The 16,712-nt window shown below is 47.6% G+C and carries 18 protein-coding genes; all 18 read left to right on the forward strand.

Features of this window, described 5'->3' with window-relative positions; all coding sequences use genetic code 11:
* Positions 1–4: 4 nt before the first annotated feature.
* Positions 5–706: a response regulator transcription factor gene (locus IV40_RS05780; protein ID WP_057769431.1), complete on the forward strand. Its 702-nt coding sequence runs from the start codon at positions 5–7 to the stop codon at positions 704–706.
* Positions 693–2,339 carry a two-component system histidine kinase PnpS gene (gene pnpS, locus IV40_RS05785; protein ID WP_057769432.1) on the forward strand — a complete coding sequence of 549 codons (1,647 nt, stop codon included), beginning with the start codon at positions 693–695 and terminating at the stop codon, positions 2,337–2,339. Before IV40_RS05780 ends, pnpS begins: the two co-directional genes overlap by 14 nt.
* Positions 2,340–2,471: 132 nt before the next feature.
* Positions 2,472–3,320 (forward strand): phosphate ABC transporter substrate-binding protein PstS family protein, encoded by an 849-nt coding sequence (locus tag IV40_RS05790; protein WP_156404246.1) that lies wholly within the window; start codon positions 2,472–2,474, stop codon positions 3,318–3,320.
* Positions 3,321–3,333: 13 nt separating this feature from the next.
* Positions 3,334–4,254 carry a phosphate ABC transporter permease subunit PstC gene (gene pstC, locus IV40_RS05795; protein WP_057769434.1) on the forward strand — a complete coding sequence of 307 codons (921 nt, stop codon included), beginning with the start codon at positions 3,334–3,336 and terminating at the stop codon, positions 4,252–4,254.
* Positions 4,251–5,135, forward strand: a complete 885-nt coding sequence (gene pstA / locus IV40_RS05800) for a phosphate ABC transporter permease PstA (RefSeq protein ID WP_057769435.1) — start codon at positions 4,251–4,253, stop codon at positions 5,133–5,135. The genes pstC and pstA overlap by 4 nt, the downstream gene beginning before the upstream one ends.
* A gap of 13 nt (positions 5,136–5,148) precedes the next feature.
* Positions 5,149–5,958 carry a phosphate ABC transporter ATP-binding protein PstB gene (pstB, locus tag IV40_RS05805; RefSeq protein ID WP_057769436.1) on the forward strand — a complete coding sequence of 270 codons (810 nt, stop codon included), beginning with the start codon at positions 5,149–5,151 and terminating at the stop codon, positions 5,956–5,958.
* Positions 5,959–5,969: 11 nt separating this feature from the next.
* On the forward strand, positions 5,970–6,737 hold the full coding sequence (gene pstB, locus IV40_RS05810) for a phosphate ABC transporter ATP-binding protein PstB (RefSeq protein ID WP_057769437.1): 768 nt from the start codon (positions 5,970–5,972) through the stop codon (positions 6,735–6,737).
* 14 nt (positions 6,738–6,751) lie between these two features.
* Positions 6,752–7,429, forward strand: coding sequence for a phosphate signaling complex protein PhoU (gene phoU, locus IV40_RS05815; RefSeq protein ID WP_057769438.1), 678 nt, complete (start codon positions 6,752–6,754; stop codon positions 7,427–7,429).
* A 242-nt stretch (positions 7,430–7,671) separates the two neighbouring features.
* The gene (locus IV40_RS05820) at positions 7,672–9,129 is read left to right on the forward strand and encodes an NCS2 family permease (protein WP_057769439.1); all 1,458 of its coding nucleotides are present in this window, start codon (positions 7,672–7,674) and stop codon (positions 9,127–9,129) included.
* A 501-nt stretch (positions 9,130–9,630) separates the two neighbouring features.
* A complete protein-coding gene (gene liaX, locus IV40_RS05825) occupies positions 9,631–11,121 on the forward strand; it encodes a daptomycin-sensing surface protein LiaX (RefSeq protein WP_057769440.1) in 1,491 nt (496 codons plus the stop codon).
* A 26-nt stretch (positions 11,122–11,147) separates the two neighbouring features.
* Entirely contained in the window at positions 11,148–11,402 is a 255-nt protein-coding gene (locus IV40_RS05830) for a PspC domain-containing protein (protein ID WP_057769441.1), read from the forward strand.
* Positions 11,402–11,713, forward strand: a complete 312-nt coding sequence (locus IV40_RS05835) for a hypothetical protein (RefSeq protein ID WP_057769442.1) — start codon at positions 11,402–11,404, stop codon at positions 11,711–11,713. Before IV40_RS05830 ends, IV40_RS05835 begins: the two co-directional genes overlap by 1 nt.
* Entirely contained in the window at positions 11,713–12,060 is a 348-nt protein-coding gene (locus IV40_RS05840) for a phage holin family protein (protein ID WP_057769443.1), read from the forward strand. Before IV40_RS05835 ends, IV40_RS05840 begins: the two co-directional genes overlap by 1 nt.
* A gap of 166 nt (positions 12,061–12,226) precedes the next feature.
* On the forward strand, positions 12,227–13,165 hold the full coding sequence (hprK, locus tag IV40_RS05845) for an HPr(Ser) kinase/phosphatase (RefSeq protein ID WP_057769444.1): 939 nt from the start codon (positions 12,227–12,229) through the stop codon (positions 13,163–13,165).
* A 15-nt stretch (positions 13,166–13,180) separates the two neighbouring features.
* Positions 13,181–14,011, forward strand: coding sequence for a prolipoprotein diacylglyceryl transferase (lgt, locus tag IV40_RS05850; RefSeq protein WP_057769445.1), 831 nt, complete (start codon positions 13,181–13,183; stop codon positions 14,009–14,011).
* 28 nt (positions 14,012–14,039) lie between these two features.
* Positions 14,040–15,062: an NAD(P)H-dependent glycerol-3-phosphate dehydrogenase gene (locus IV40_RS05855; RefSeq protein ID WP_057769446.1), complete on the forward strand. Its 1,023-nt coding sequence runs from the start codon at positions 14,040–14,042 to the stop codon at positions 15,060–15,062.
* A 191-nt stretch (positions 15,063–15,253) separates the two neighbouring features.
* On the forward strand, positions 15,254–15,664 hold the full coding sequence (locus tag IV40_RS05860) for a tetratricopeptide repeat protein (RefSeq protein WP_057769447.1): 411 nt from the start codon (positions 15,254–15,256) through the stop codon (positions 15,662–15,664).
* A 76-nt stretch (positions 15,665–15,740) separates the two neighbouring features.
* Positions 15,741–16,688 (forward strand): thioredoxin-disulfide reductase, encoded by a 948-nt coding sequence (gene trxB / locus IV40_RS05865; RefSeq protein WP_057769448.1) that lies wholly within the window; start codon positions 15,741–15,743, stop codon positions 16,686–16,688.
* Positions 16,689–16,712 lie beyond the last annotated feature (24 nt).

Here is a 16,712-nt window from a genome sequence, read left to right on the forward strand (position 1 = left end):
TAGCATGAAACGGATTTTAGTTGTTGATGATGAACCAGCAATCGTGAAATTGCTGCAGTATAATCTTGAACGTGAATATTATCAGGTTGAAGTAGCCTATGACGGTCAAACCGCCTATGAAATGGCGACGACGGAACCGTTTGACTTTATTATTTTGGATTTGATGCTGCCGCAGATGGACGGTATCGAAGTGACCAAGAAACTGCGCCATGCCGACATCAATACGCCGATCATGATTTTAACGGCTAAGGACAGTGAAACGGATAAAATCATTGGGCTCGAAATGGGGGCCGATGATTATGTTACGAAACCGTTCAGTCCACGTGAGATCGTTGCGCGTATTAAGGCAATCGAACGGCGGGTTCATAAACCGGCTGCAGAAAAGGCACCAACTGTGAAGATTGGCGACCTCGTGATTGATGAACAAGCCATCAAAGTGACTCGGGGCGACCAGAAACTGCATTTGACACCGAAGGAATTCGAATTGTTGGTCTTTTTTGCCGAACGAGTCGGGCAAGTGCTGAGTCGGGAGACCTTGCTGAACGGTGTCTGGGGCTTTGATTATCCGGCTGAAACACGGATGGTCGACATTCAAGTCAGCCACCTGCGGGATAAGATCGAACCCGATCCGAAGCATCCCCATTATATTCAGACGATTCGTGGGTTCGGCTATCGAATGGAGGCGCCGCTGAATGTTGCGCAATAAACGAGGACTCGCATTATTTTTAGGGGGCATCATTTTCTTATATGGAATGATGCTCTTTTTTGTGAATGACAATTTACAGCAGGAGCAGCAGAAGCAGCTGCGGATCGACCTCAACGACTATCAGATGCTGCAGTCGGAGCACGTTGGAACGGCAGCCGTAGACAAATGGGCCGATCGAAATCGGGTCGCGATCGTCCTGCCGCAGGATCAAACGCAGCACGGCAAACAATTACGAACGTTTATGCGCCAAGATACACATAACCAAAAACTGCAGACGCGTTCGCACCGTGAATTGTGGCAAATCTCGTTGCAAGGCGCTCGTTCTGTGGCACTAGTGATGCCGCTGCAATTCAGCTGGCAGGAAAATCCGTCCTTATTTTGGGGACTGACAGCCGTTTATTTCTTGAGTATTCTCGTCCTGCTGGCCTGGTATCAGCAGCAGAAGGCCGCCCAGCGTGAAAAAATTGTCACGATTACGGAAAGTTTGGCGCATATCCGCCACCATCAGCGGCCGACACCGCTTCTAGTGCAGCGTTTTCCCGATTTGACGCCGCTTGTCAATGAGGTCCACCGGCTCGATCATTTTGTCCGGCACCAAACGGATAAACTCCGTTTGCGGCAGGACAGCTTTGACAACTTGATTGCCCATTTACCGATTGGGGTAATGCTGATCGATGCCGATGGGCAGGTGATTTTGCATAATCATGCGATGGAAACGTTGCTGGATGTCGATATTGCTGCTGACAAACATCCCTACGTTGATGATGTCAAAACATACACACTCAGTCGCATGATCGAACATACTTTGCGCGAACACAAAAATCACCACCACGAGATTCAACTGCTGCAGAATGAGGAAAAAGCGGTCGATGCCAACGTGATCGAACTCGATTCTGTCAAGGCGCAGCAGCAGATTCTCGTCCTTTTGTATGATTTGACCGATATGCGCCGCATTGAACAGATGCAGCTCGATTTTGTCGGTAATGTCAGCCATGAATTGAAAACACCGATCACCGCCATCAGCGGCTTTGCCGAAACATTGTTGTCGGGGGCTCAGGATGATCCAGAAACTCGGGAACAGTTTCTGAAGATCATCTATGACGAAAGTCAGCACTTGAACCAATTGATTCAGGATATTCTGGCCCTGTCCCGGACCGATCGCAACCAGCATGGGCAGACACAGACGGTTCATGTTCAAGCGATGGTCAATAATGAACTTGGTCTTCTGCAGCAGCTGATTCAGCAGCGGGAGCTGACCGTTTCCGTCAAGGTGCCGGAACAGCTGACTGTCCAGATCGAAGCAGCTAAGTTGGAACAGATCATTAAAAATTTAATTTATAATGCTGTTTTTTATAATCGCGACCATGGAAAGGTTACGATAGAGGCAGAGATAAAAGCGCAACAATTCTATTTCCGAGTTCAGGATACTGGAATCGGAATCGCTGCTGACGAACAGCCTCGTGTTTTCGAACGGTTCTATCGCGTCGACAAGGCACGGGCCCGCAACAGTGGCGGAACGGGTCTCGGTCTGGCGATTGTTCAGGAAAACATCAAGTTTTTAGGTGGCCAGATTCGTCTGCAGAGTCAACTTGGGGTTGGGAGCACCTTCAGTGTGGAATTACCGTTAGATTAAGGCTAAATGCAGTTTTTTACAAAACTTTTACATGCGGCGTGAACAGTCTTTACAATCTTTTTTTAAAATAGAATTGTAGCAAACGAGGGGTTCAAGATGGAGGTAAGTCATTTGAAAAAGCGTACGTGGTGGATGGCTGCCCTGTCAGTATGTATCAGTGTCATACTGACAGGCTGCAGTTCAGAAAAAAATGCGCAACAAGCGTCGATCACGGCAGTCGGTTCGACGGCTTTGCAGCCGTTTGTGGAAGCAGCAGCCGAACAGTACACTTCTGATCATTATGGCGTGTTTGTGAACGTTCAGGGCGGCGGTTCTGGGACTGGCTTGAGCCAGATTCAGGAAGGCGCCGTTGCAATTGGAAATTCCGATTTATTTGCGGAGGAAAAACCAGGAATCGATGCTAAAAAGCTGGTCGATCACAAGGTGGCCGCTGTCGGAATCACACCGATTGTCAATAAAAAAGATGGCATTAAAAATTTAACTTTGAATCAATTACGGGATGTTTTTGCCGGCAAAATTAAGAACTGGAAGGAAGTCGGCGGAAAAGACATTCCGATTGTGCTGGTCAACCGTTCGCAGGGGAGCGGCACTCGTTCGACGTTCGAACGCTGGGTAATGCGAGGCAAACAGCCGGCGGCAGCGCAGGAACAAGATTCGACTGGGATGGTCCGGCAGATCGTTTCGAGTACACCTGGGGCGATTAGTTATGTGGCCTTTACCTACGTTGATAAAACGGTGCAGTCGCTTTCGATCGACAATGTGCAACCGCTCGATAAAAACGTCGAAAATAATACATGGCCAATCTGGTCGTATGAACACATGTATACGAAAGGTCAGCCGACGGGGTTGACGAAGAAATTTATGCAGTATGTCTTGTCGCCGTCCATTCAGGAATCGATTCTGCCGAAGATGGGTTACATCCCGATTTCACATATGCAGGTCAGTCGGGATGCTAACGGCCGGATTACGGCAGCAAAATGAGGAGGGCTGAAAATTGGATCCAATTAAAGAAAGCTTATTAAAAACGTCCAAAGCAGCCAAAAAGGAAAAGAAGGGGAAATTGATCAGCGAGTTTTGCATCGCCCTGATCATCATTGCCGTTGTGGCAATCTTCTACTTCGTGGCTTCCAAAGGGCTCGCCACATTCTTTACGAATAAGATCAACCTCTGGGATTTCCTGACCAAAACGGATTGGAACCCGGGCGTCAAAGATAGCCATGGCCACCCAGAAGTCGGCGCTTTGCCGATGATTGTCGGTTCGTTCGGGGTTACTTTCTTATCAGCAATCGTGGCGACACCATTTGCAATTGGAACGGCGATTTTCATGACCGAAATTTCGCCTAAACGTGGCTACCGCATTATGCAGCCGGTGACGGAATTGCTAGTCGGAATTCCGTCCGTTGTCTATGGATTTATCGGTTTGTCCGTTGTAGTTCCATTCATTCGGCGGACGTTCGGTGGTTCGGGTTTTGGGATTTTGTCCGGGACCTTTGTCCTGTTTGTCATGATTCTGCCGACGGTCACGTCGATGAGTGTGGATGCGCTGAAGGCGGTGCCTCGTCATTATCGGGAGGCCTCCTTAGCTTTGGGAGCGACTCGGTGGCAAACGATTTATCGAGTTGTGTTACGGGCCGCAACGCCCGGCATTCTGACTGGGATTGTGTTCGGGATGGCCAGAGCCTTTGGGGAAGCGTTGGCTGTCCAGATGGTCATCGGGAATGCGGCTTTGCTGCCGAAAAACCTGATTTCACCGGCGTCTACCTTAACTAGTGTGCTGACCTCAGGAATCGGAAATACCGTCATGGGGTCGCTGCAGAATAATGCATTATGGTCCTTAGCATTACTGTTACTGTTGATGTCGCTGTTCTTTAACTTAGTTGTTCGGTGGATTGGAAAGCGGGGTGCCGTTAAATGAATTCAAAAAAATGGGATAAAGTGGCTACTGCGGTGTTATATGCCGTTGCCCTGTTCATTATCGTCATCCTGTTCACCTTGCTGGCCTACATTCTGATTCAAGGTCTGCCGCATGTGACGTGGCATTTTCTGACAAGTCCGGCCAAAGCCTTTACTAAAGGCGGCGGGATTGGGATTCAGTTATTCAACTCGTTTTACTTGCTGTTTTTGTCAATGCTGATTTCGGTTCCGATTTCGATTGGCGCCGGCATTTATTTAGCCGAATATGCGCCGAAAAATTGGGTCACCGACCTGCTTCGGAATGCAATTGAAATTTTGAGTTCTTTGCCGTCCGTTGTCGTTGGTTTATTTGGTTTCTTGGTTTTCGTTTTGCAATTTGGATTTGGATTCTCGATTTTATCGGGGGCATTGGCATTGACGTTGTTCAATTTGCCGCTGCTGACTCGGAACGTCGAAGATTCATTGGAAGCTGTCAGTTTCTCGCAGGTTGAAGCCGGCATGGGACTTGGTTTGTCACGGTGGACCACCGTCTTGCACATTATTTTGCCGGAAGCCTTGCCAGGGATTATCACTGGGATGATTTTAGGCGCTGGCCGTGTCTTTGGGGAAGCTGCTGCTTTAATCTACACCGCTGGGCAGAGTGCACCTGCACTCGATTTTACCAACTGGAATCCGTTTTACATTGCCAGTCCGCTGAATCCGATGCGGCCTGCTGAAACCTTAGCCGTTCATATTTGGAAGATCAACTCTGAAGGAATTATGCCGGATGCGACCGCTGTTTCGGCGGGTTCCTCAGCCGTCCTTGTGCTCGCTGTTTTGTTATTCAACTTGGCGGCACGTGTGATCGGCAATCGAATCTACAAGAAATTAACGGCAGAATAGAGAGGGAGTCAGCATGGATAATTATTCGTTAGATGACATCTACATCAAACCTTTGGATTCCAAAGAGCATGAGCTCGCCCTTTCAACGGAAGATCTCAAGGTTTATTATGGGGATAAAGAAGCAATTCATGATGTCTCATTACCGTTTGAACGCTACAAGATCACCGCTTTAATCGGGGCATCCGGCTCTGGCAAATCGACCTATCTGCGGTCGTTGAACCGTATGAATGATTTAATTCCAGGGGCCCGTGTCGATGGCAAAATTATGTATCGGGACCTCAATATCAATAGTGCCAAAGTGGATGTCTATGAGATGCGCAAGCATATCGGCATGGTCTTCCAGCAGCCGAATCCATTTGCCAAATCAATTTATGACAATATTACGTTTGCACCCCGCCAGTTTGGCGAAAAGAATAAAGAGAAGCTTGATGAAATGGTCGAGCAGACGTTGAAACAAGCTGCTTTATGGGACCAGGTCAAGGATAAACTGCATACGAGCGCTTTAGCTTTATCTGGCGGCCAGCAGCAGCGGCTCTGTATCGCTCGTGCGATTGCTTTGCAGCCGGATATTCTCTTAATGGATGAACCGGCTTCGGCATTGGACCCGATTTCGACGTCAAAAGTTGAAGATACGTTGATGCAGCTGAAGGACCAATATACGATTATCATCGTGACACATAATATGCAGCAGGCCGCCCGCATCAGCGACTACACCGCCTTTTTCTACAGCGGCAAGGCACTTGAATTCGATGATACGAAGACGATTTTTACCTCGCCGCGAATCAAGGCGACGAATGATTACGTTTCTGGGCATTTCGGTTAGGAGGACACACAATGGCAACTGAAAAAGAAAAAATTATCACGACCAGCGATGTCCACCTTTTTTATGGCAAAACAGAGGCCTTGAAGGGAATTAGCCTTGATTTCAACAAAAATGAAATTACCGCTTTAATCGGCCCCTCTGGCTGTGGCAAGTCGACTTATCTGCGGACGCTAAATCGGATGAATGACCTGATTCCGAATGTGACAATCACTGGGACCGTTAAACTAGGCACGCAGAATATTTATGCACCGGATACGGATGTCGTTGAGTTGCGGAAGGATGTCGGAATGGTGTTTCAGCAGCCGTTGCCTTTTCCATTCTCAATTTATGATAATGTTATCTATGGGCTCCGTTTAGCCGGCGTCAAGGATCGCCAGGTGCTCGATCAGGCAGTCGAAACCAGTTTGAAACAGGCCGCTGTGTGGGACGATGTCAAAGATAAACTTCATGAAAGTGCCTTGTCGCTTTCGGGCGGCCAGCAGCAGCGGGTCTGCATTGCCCGTGTTTTGGCGGCCAAACCGAAAGTAATCCTGATGGATGAACCGACGTCAGCGCTTGATCCGATTTCAACGGCCAAAATTGAAAATATGCTGCTGGAACTCCGGGATGATTATACGATTATTCTGGTCACCCATAGCATGCACCAGGCGTCACGGATTTCGGATCGAACCGCATTTTTCTTGCAGGGCGAACTCATTGAAGCTGATGCTACTAAGAAGATTTTCATGGATCCAAGCAAAAAACAGACGGAAGACTATATTACGGGACGATTTGGTTAGGAGGAAATACAACCATGCGGCGAATGTTTGAAGACGAACTCAAGGACCTCCATGTCCGCTTTTCGGAAATGGGCATGATGGTGAATGAGGCCGTTTATAAGTCGGTCAAATCTTTTATCAATCACGATAAGGATTTGGCACGACAAGTCATCAAAGACGATCATAAGATCAACGAACGTGAGATGGATTTGGAAAATCGCAGTTTTGAAATGGTGGCTTTGCAGCAGCCCGTCACAACGGATCTCCGGCTGATCGTGACCGTCATGAAAGCCAGTTCTGATTTGGAAAGAATGGGCGATCATGCGGTCAGCATTGCTAAATCAACCATTCGGGTCAAAGGCAATACCCGTGTGCCAGCCATTGAAAAAGATCTCGGTGAAATGGCCGGGGTCGTCAAGAAAATGGTCGAAGAGTCACTTGATGCTTATGTGAAGGAACAAGCTGATCGTGCCGTTAAAATTGCCGATGAAGACCATCACGTCAACCATTATTCACGGAAGATTTACGAACAGTGCATCAAGAATATGCAGGATGATCCTGATACGGTGGTCGGCAGTATGGATTATATGCTGGTTGCCAGCTATCTGGAACGAATCGGCGATTATGTCACCAATATCTGCGAATGGGTCGTTTACCTGAAGAAGGGCAAGCTCGTCGAACTCAATTCGAATGCCAAAGAAGATAATTTCTAAACAAGGGATTTAAGATCGTTGCCAAACGATTTTAAATCCTTTTTTAATCTTTTTTACGAACAAAAATAATATCAAAATATAAATAGTTCGTAATTAACTCTTGAAACGAATTATGAGTGTGATATATTATGTATGTAGCCAATAAAAGGCGAATAATTATCCGAGGAATTGATCATTCCATTCGGCTTTGGTTTAGCTAAACCTCACGTGTCATAAATCAGAATACGATAGGGGTTTTGAATTTGGATTCATTTTTCGGTTTAAAAAAAGCGGGCACGACTGTCGGGACGGAAATCAGTGCCGGCGTGACCACATTCTTTGCGATGTCTTACATCCTCTTTGTGAATCCAGAAATTTTAGGACAAACGGGGATGCCGACCCAAGCCATTTTCTTAGCGACCATTATCGCTTCAGCCACTGGGACCTTGGTGATGGGCTTATTTGCCAACGTTCCCTATGCCTTGGCACCAGGAATGGGGCTCAATGCCTTCTTTACATACACGGTGGTCATGGGGCTGGGATTTCGGTGGCAGCAGGCGTTAGCACTCGTCTTCTTCTGCGGTGTGATCAATATCATTATTACCGTAACTAAAATTCGGAAGATGCTAATCACCGCCATTCCGGAACTCTTGCAGCTCGCGATTAGCGGCGGGATTGGTGCCTTCGTGGCTTATGCCGGTTTGAAGAATGCCAATTTGCTCAAGTTTACAATGAGTCCGGATAATATTATGACGATTAACGGCAAAGCTTATTCAGCCGCACAGCATCTTTATCATGGTGCCATTACTTCGGTTGTCGGTGGCGGCGGAGTCACACCGGCTTTGCAGAATTTCGATACGGCCAGTATTTGTTTAGCTCTGATTGGGTTAGTCATTACCGTCATCTTGCAAGTCAAACACGTTCCCGCCGGCATCCTGATTGGGATTATCTTAACCACTATTATTGGGATTCCAATGGGCGTTACGAGTTTGCATTTTTCCAGCAGTTATTCCTTAGGCGCATCAATTCATTCCTTAGGAACCACCTTCTTGGCTGCTTTTTCACAAAAGGGAATGGGCAGTCTCTTCACCAGTCCGCATCGAATCTTATTAGTCTGTGTCACGATCTTATCCTTTAGTTTATCCGATATTTTCGATTCGCTGGGAACTTTCATCGGCACTGGCCGTCAGACCGGAATTTTTGCCGGTGAAGAAGAAATGCGTTTGGAACAAGAACCTGGTTTCAAATCCAAACTCGACAAAGCCTTGTTTGCCGATTCAATCGCCACTGGGGTCGGTTCGTTATTTGGGACTTCCAACATTACGACTTACGTTGAAAGTGCGACTGGAATCAGCGTCGGCGGCCGGACAGGGCTGACTAGTGTCGTGGTAGCTATCTTATTCATGCTGAGTGCTTTTGCCGCACCATTACTGGCCGTGATTCCAGCGGTTGCAACTGCGCCAGCTTTGATTATCGTCGGGATTATGATGATGAGTTCCTTTAACAAGATTCCTTGGGAGAAACTCGAGGCAGCAATTCCAGCCTTTATGACTTCATTGATGATGGCGTTCTGCTACAATATCACCTATGGGATTGCCGCAGGATTTATCTTCTATTGCATTATTCAGACTGTTTTAGGACGGGCCAAGGAAGTCCATCCGCTGATTTGGATTGTTTCAGCCCTATTCGTCATCAACTTTACCGTTCTGGCATTGATTTAAACAATTGGTTTTGTAAATACTCCTAAATATAAATACACAAACGTCTTTCCAGTGAAAATGGCATTTTGCTGGACAGGCGTTTTTTGGATGTGGTTCAATGTGATTTGGGAGCGGATTACGCCGTCAAAGGCCTGTTTCACGCTCTGTCTTAAACGCGTTCCAAGAAGCTGATGGCTGCATTTAAGCTGCTTTGTCCTAAATCCCACCAAACGGGATTTTCGTCCAAAGCATTCATCACCCGCTTCTTGTCACGCTCTGTCTTAAACGCGTTCAGAGGGCCTGATTCCTTGCGTTTAACGTCCTTTTCCTTGTGACCTAGGTTCGAGTCACGACGTCAAAGGCCTGTTAATCCGCCGGAATCAACCGTCCCTTTTCACGCTCTGTCTTTTTGCTGAATAAAAATCAACCTTTGGACCTATGCTTTTTCGTTAAAACTTTTGCATAATAGAAGCATCGAAAGAATCACATTCCTAATGAATCATTAAACGGAGGTTACACACCATGAATGAACGTGAACGAATCCTAGACTTAGTTAAAAAAGGCGTTTTATCATCAGAAGAAGCTTTAGTATTACTTGAAAATATGGCGAATGATCGCAGCAATGCCGAACAGCAGAATCATCAGCAAACTCAGCAGGCGGCCACATCCGCACCGGAAGACGATACTGAATCTGAGAGTGATGACACGGACGACGAACAATCTACGGCCGATGTGCTTGAGGAACAGCGCCAGACGTTAGCCGTTAAGTTAGACAGCATCCATGAAAAGATGCAGAACTTGCAGCGGGAAAAGAAGGGCGTTGACGAACAGCTGACGGTTTACGATACGATGGAAGACCTCGACACCTTGACCGACGAAAAGGCCAAGTTGCGGGTTGAGGCACGTAAAGAATCGGCGCGTTTGGAAAATGAGCTGGACGAATTAGCCGATGAAGAAGCAAAATTTGAAGAAGATTTAGCTACCGTTAATTCCCAGAAACGGCATGAACGCCGCCAGCAGGTCAAGGACAAGATTCCTGACGACTGGAAGACGGGTGCCAATGACGCTGTGACAAATGTCAGCGAACATCTGGGACAATTCGGCCAGTTTGTTCAAAACACGGTTCAATCCGTGATGGACAACGTTGATTGGAAAGATGTCACGGTTCATGTGCCGGGTATTGCGACCGAAAAATTCGACCATGAGTTCGTCTACGAAGACGCTCAAGCCACCATTATCGACGTCAAAGTTGCCAATGGGGACCTGACTTTCAAGACGTGGGACCAGCCGAACATCAAAGTGGCGGCCCGCATCAAATTATTCGGCAAAATGCCGGAAGCAACACCGTTGGAAGCCTTTGAAGCCCGCAGCCGCATCGAAGTGACCGGCGATCAGTTCTTGTTCCATGTGCCGAATAAGCGGGTGCAGGCCGATCTGACGATCTACCTCCCAGAACGGAGTTACGATCATACGAACGTTCAATTGTTGAACGGAAATATCAGTTTTGCCGGTTTTACCGGTAAAGATCTCTACGTCAAAAATACCAACGGCGTCTTGTCATTCGACGACTTGAATGCGACGATGCTGGAAACGGAAGGCGTCAACGGCGATGTCAAGGTGGTCGGCGGCAGCTTGCTCGATGCGTTATTGACGACCGTTAATGGTTCCGTCATCTTGCGCAGCAACGTTCAGAACGCTGAATTATCAACGGTTAATGGGGACGTCAAGACCACTTTGACCGAAAATACGCTTGACCAGTTAAAGGCCAGTTCCGTGAACGGCAACGTCAAAGTGGCGGTGCCGGATGACACGGCGCTGAAGGGCGATGCGACGACTCGCTGGGGGTCGATCAAAGATCGGATGACCAAGATTAAGGTCCTCAATGAACGGCACAGTACCGGCCGGCAGGAATATCAGTTCGAACGGGAAATAACGAATCAAAAACCAGCTAAATTAACATTAGCGACCACTTCTGGTAATATTCAGTTAAAAGATCATCAGACAACTGATTAAAGTGTCACAAACAGGGGGAGAATATCATGAATCAACAACCAAAACGATTAACCAAATCGAATAACAAAGTTTTATCCGGTGTTTTAGGGGGAATCGCTGACTACTTCAATATTGATCCAACCATCGTCCGGGTCATTTTCGTCTTGATTTCCTTCTTTACAACCGTTTTTCCAGGCATATTGATTTATATCATCTTGGCAATTGTGATGCCGGATGCACCTTCGAATAATTCGACGACGTTTGAAGAGCATGACAATCATTCCGATTGGGGGGACTTTTAGTGGGTTTTCTGTTGTTAGGCATTTTGTTTATTTTTGCACTGTTCACATTAGGACCAATCGCATTGGTCGCAGTCGCCGTTATTGGCGGCTTGATGCTGTTCGTGGGTGCTTTACGGTTCTTATTCGTGCCTGCCGTAATCGTCTTTTTGGTGATCGCCTTGATGAATCATTCAGGCCACAATCAACGGCGGCGTGACCGCCGCGCTTACCGCTCTGAGCGGCACAACAATCAATCGGGCCAGCGTCGTCCCCGCAAGGAACTGCACAATGTCAAAGTAGATGACGATCACAGTTCATGGAGCGACTTCTAATGCGGCTCTGGCAGCGGATCGTGGCGGATATGCTGTTGTTCTTAGCAATTTCAGGCTTATTGCCCCACCTTCTGTACATTCGCAGCATTTGGATTGCCCTGATTGCCAGTGTGGTTTTGGCCGTTCTGAATGCCCTAATTAAACCGATTTTGAGTATTCTGTCGTTTCCAATCACTTTGCTGACGTTAGGACTGTTTACAATCATCATTAACGGCATCATGCTGGAGTTGACGGCCGCCGTCGTTGGTGCCGGTTTCTACTTCAGCAGTTTCGGTGCTGCTGTCTTGGTAGCGATTCTGTTATCGATTGCCAATACGATTATTTCGAATCATTTCCAGCGTGTTTAGCTAAAAATTTTCAGACCTATTTAAAAACAAAAGTGTTCCGGCAATGCGTCGGAGCACTTTTTTTTGTGGCAGCGGTTTAATCGGCCAGTGACTATAAGGCCGTATAATGGTAAAATTGACACATATCTAAGAGAAAATTGAGCATTTAAAAAAGGAGCGCAATAAAATGGCAGATAGCGTTTCAGTCAAAGATGTTGTGCAAGCAACCCATCTAGATGTCTATGCGGGTGCGGAATACTTAGACAAACGTCGGGTGACCGTGAGCGATATTTCCCGTCCGGACCTTGAATTGACGGGCTACTTTAATTATTATCCGCACGAACGGATTCAAGTTTTCGGGCGGACCGAAATTTCATTTGCAAAAAATATGAGTTCAGAAGAACGGTTATTGATTATGCGGCGGATGTGTGCCGCTGATACGCCGGCCTTCGTAGTTTCACGGAATCTGCAGCCGTTCCCAGAGATGCTGACGGCGGCCGACGAAGCCAAGATTCCCGTTTTAGGCTCGAAATTACCAACGACACGATTGTCGAGTTTATTAACCCAGTATTTGGATAGTCAATTGGCCGAACGCCGGTCGATGCATGGTGTGCTCGTCGATGTTTATGGACTGGGTGTTTTGATTACCGGCGACTCAGGGGTCGGCAAGAGTGAAACGGCGCTGGAACTCGTCAAAAGAGGGCACCGTCTGATTGCCGACGACCGTGTCGACGTTTATCAGCAGAATGAACAGACGATTATCGGTGAAGCACCGGCAACCCTGAAACACCTGCTTGAAATTCGTGGCATCGGGATTATCGATGTTATGCGGCTCTTCGGGGTCGGCGCAGTCCGGGACCGAACCAGCATTTCGCTGATTGTCCATCTTCAAAATTGGGATGCTCACCAGTCCTACGACCGGTTGGGGACCGCCGAAGATACGCAGCAGATTTTTGACGTGAATGTACCGAAAGTAACGATTCCAGTCAAAGTCGGCCGGAATATGGCCATCATTATTGAAGTGGCTGCAATGAACTTCCGGGCTAAGTCGATGGGCTACGATGCCACCAAGACCTTCGAAAATAATCTGGATCAGCTGATTCAGCATAATTCCGATGATGAATAGGGGGTTGGTCAGCCAGTGTTAGCAGCTTTAAATCCGATCGCCGTTCAATTGGGACCGTTTGAAATTCATTGGTACGGCGTAATTATTGCCAGCGGCGTTATCTTGGCCGTTTATTTGGCGGTGCAGGAAGCTAAACGGCGGGGCATTTCCGAAGATGACCTGCTGAACATGGTTCTTTGGGCGCTGCCATTTACGCTAATCGGCGCACGTGCCTATTATGTAGCATTCGAATGGCCGTATTACAGCCGAAATCCCGGTGAAATCATCAAAATCTGGCACGGCGGAATCGCCATTTATGGCGGACTGATTGCCGCTGTGCTCGTCTTTATCGTCTATTGCCGCCGTCATCATTTATCGGCCTGGCTGGTATTCGATATTGCGGCACCGACTGTGATGATCGCCCAGGCAATCGGCCGCTGGGGCAATTTTATGAATCAGGAAGCCTATGGGGCACCGACGACGTATGCTTATTTGAATAGTCTGCATTTGCCGCACTGGCTGATTCAGCAGATGTTTATTCAAGGGAGTTACCGGCAGCCGACGTTCCTGTATGAATCGGCTTGGAATGTGGTTGGGTTTATCTTAATCATGACGATCCGCCACCACAAAGGCTGGTTCAAACAGGGCGAAATTTTCCTGAGTTATCTGATGTGGTATTCCTTCGGCCGGTTCTTCGTTGAGGGGATGCGGACCGATAGTTTGTACCTGTTCGCTAACATCCGGGTTTCACAATTATTGTCGGTCATTTTGTTTGTTGCCGCCATTGCGATTTGGTGGTACCGGCGTTATAACGATCCATTGTTGAAAGATTATCTGGCTGGGAGCGGCGTGACCGTTCAGCAGTAGCCAATTACAGAAATGAGGAATTTAATTTATGGCAGTTCAAGTTGCAGTTTTAGGGGCCGGTTCATGGGGTACGGCGCTCGCCAATTTATTGGCCGAAAACGGTCAGGACGTTAAAATTTGGGAGCACAATGCCGAACGAGTCGCCGAGATCAATGAACAGCACACGAATAAACATTATTTACCGGAGCTGAAGATCTCGCCACGTTTGAAAGCAACGAGTGAACTGGCAGATGCTTTGAACGGTGCCCAAATCGTTCTGTTCGTTGTGCCGACAAAGGCAATCCGTGAAGTTGCCAAACAAGTTGAAAAGGTATTGCGAATCCAGCAGGCCCGACCGGTCATTGTCCATGCCGCCAAAGGTTTGGAACAAGGAACGCACTTACGGATTTCGCAAATCCTGGAAGAAGAAATTCCAGCGGCGAACCGGAATGGGATTGTTGTTTTATCTGGTCCCAGCCATGCCGAAAACGTCGCTCAGAAAGATATCACAGCGCTGACGGTGGCTTCACACGATGTTGAACAGGCCGAATGGGTCCAGAACATCTTCAGCAACGACTATTTCCGTTTATATACGAATCAGGATGTAATCGGCGTTGAAATGGGGGCCGCCCTCAAAAATGTTATTGCGTTAGGGGTTGGTGCAATTCATGGTTTAGGCTATGGCGATAACACCAAAGCAGCTTTGATGACTCGCGGTTTGGCTGAAATCAGCCGGCTGGGTGTGGCGATGGGGGCCAATCCGTTGACTTTCATTGGTTTATCCGGTGTCGGCGATCTGGTCGTCACATGTACCAGTGTCAATTCCCGCAACTGGCGGGCCGGCAATCAGCTAGGCCAGGGCGCCAAACTCGACGATGTCCTTCAAAACATGGGCATGGTCGTCGAAGGGGTAGCCACTGCACAATCGGCCCACGAATTAGCCGATTCGATGGATATCGATATGCCGATCACAAATGCAATTTATGACGTGCTTTATCAAGGGAAAGATATTAAAGCAGCCATTGCCGAATTGATGCAGCGTTCGAACAAACCAGAATTTAATTTTGAATAACGACATAAGGAGAGGTGCCAGGGATGGGGCCTCTTTTTGGGTGCGGGAAAAGAGCGCTAAAACGGCAATCAAGCGTTATAAAGCCCATTCTGACGCGCTTAAATCTATTTTGTCACGCCTGCCTTTTTTTGTTATACTCAGGTTAGTGATGTCAAGGAATCAGGATCGGAAAGCATAGGAGTTTATTCAAAATGGCTAAAATTATTCCCTTTTTACCAAATTGCGAGTTTTATTTTGATCGTGGGATGGCGGCCTTTGAAAAGTACCAATATCCCCAAGCCATCCACTACTTACGGCGTGGGCAATCACTAGCAAAGTCACAAAATGATTATATTTTTACGACCTGTCAGCTCGCTGTTTGTTTGGAAGCAATCGGCAATTATCAGACAGCTAAACAAGAACTCGAAGCAATCCCAGTCAAAAGTTACGCCAAGCATCCGGAAGTGCAGTACTTCCTGGCGACGGTTTACATTTTTCTGGATCGTTACGAAGATAGTTATCACTATGCACAAGAATATTTATTGAGCGGCCAGCATGATTTTGCGGTCGAAGCGCTGGATTTGATCAGTGAGTTGGAAAATCGGCGGCCATCCCGACGCTAAAGACTAGACAAGCGACTCTTTCCGGTGTATATTAAGTGATATGATTTTCACTTGTAAAAAGTAAGGAGGAGTGGCAATGGACAAAAAGTATGATGTCATCATTGTCGGTGCAGGTCCTGGCGGTATGACGGCGGCCTTGTATGCTTCACGGGCTAATTTATCCGTTCTGATGATCGATCGTGGGATCTACGGCGGCCAAATGAATAATACGGCTGCAATCGAAAACTATCCCGGTTACAAATCGATTTTAGGACCGGATTTGGGCCAAAAGATGTACGATGGTGCCACTCAGTTTGGTGCCCAATATGCTTACGGCACGGTGCTTGATATTATCGATCAAGGTACGACCAAAGTGGTCAAGACCGATGAAGACACTTATGAAGCGACTGCCGTTGTGATTGCTACTGGTGCGGAACACCGCAAGCTGCACATCGCCGGCGAAGACGAATACAGCGGTCGTGGTGTGTCGTATTGTGCTGTCTGCGACGGCGCATTCTTCAAAAACAAAGATTTAGCCGTTATTGGCGGTGGTGATTCTGCGATTGAAGAAGGCATGTATCTGACCCAATTAGCCAGCAAGGTGACCGTGATTCACCGCCGGGACCAATTACGTGCACAGCCGATCTTGCAGAAGCGTGCGTTCGCTGATCCGAAGATGGACTTTATTTGGAATGCGGATACAACTGAGATTGTCGGTGATGGTCAGAAGGTCACAGGCGTCAAATACCGTGATAAACAGACTGACGAGGTCAAAGTTCTCCCTGTCAGCGGAGTCTTCATCTATGTCGGCATTCAGCCGCAGACGGATGCCTTCAAAAATTTAGGCATTCTCGATGCGGCGGGCTGGATTAAGACCAACCAAAGCATGGAAACCCCTGTCAAAGGAATCTATGCAATCGGAGACGTACGGGCCAATCAGCTCCGGCAGATTGCTTCTGCCGTTGGTGATGGTGCGATGGCTGGACAAAAGGCCTTTGACTACGTTCAGACTTTAGCCGCTGAACAAGCTGCTGCACTCAGTTAAATTGTTTTTTAATATTTAGGAAAG

The sequence above is a fragment of the Lactobacillus selangorensis genome (assembly GCF_001437205.1).
GTDB classification, from domain to species: Bacteria; Bacillota; Bacilli; order Lactobacillales; family Lactobacillaceae; genus Paralactobacillus; species Paralactobacillus selangorensis.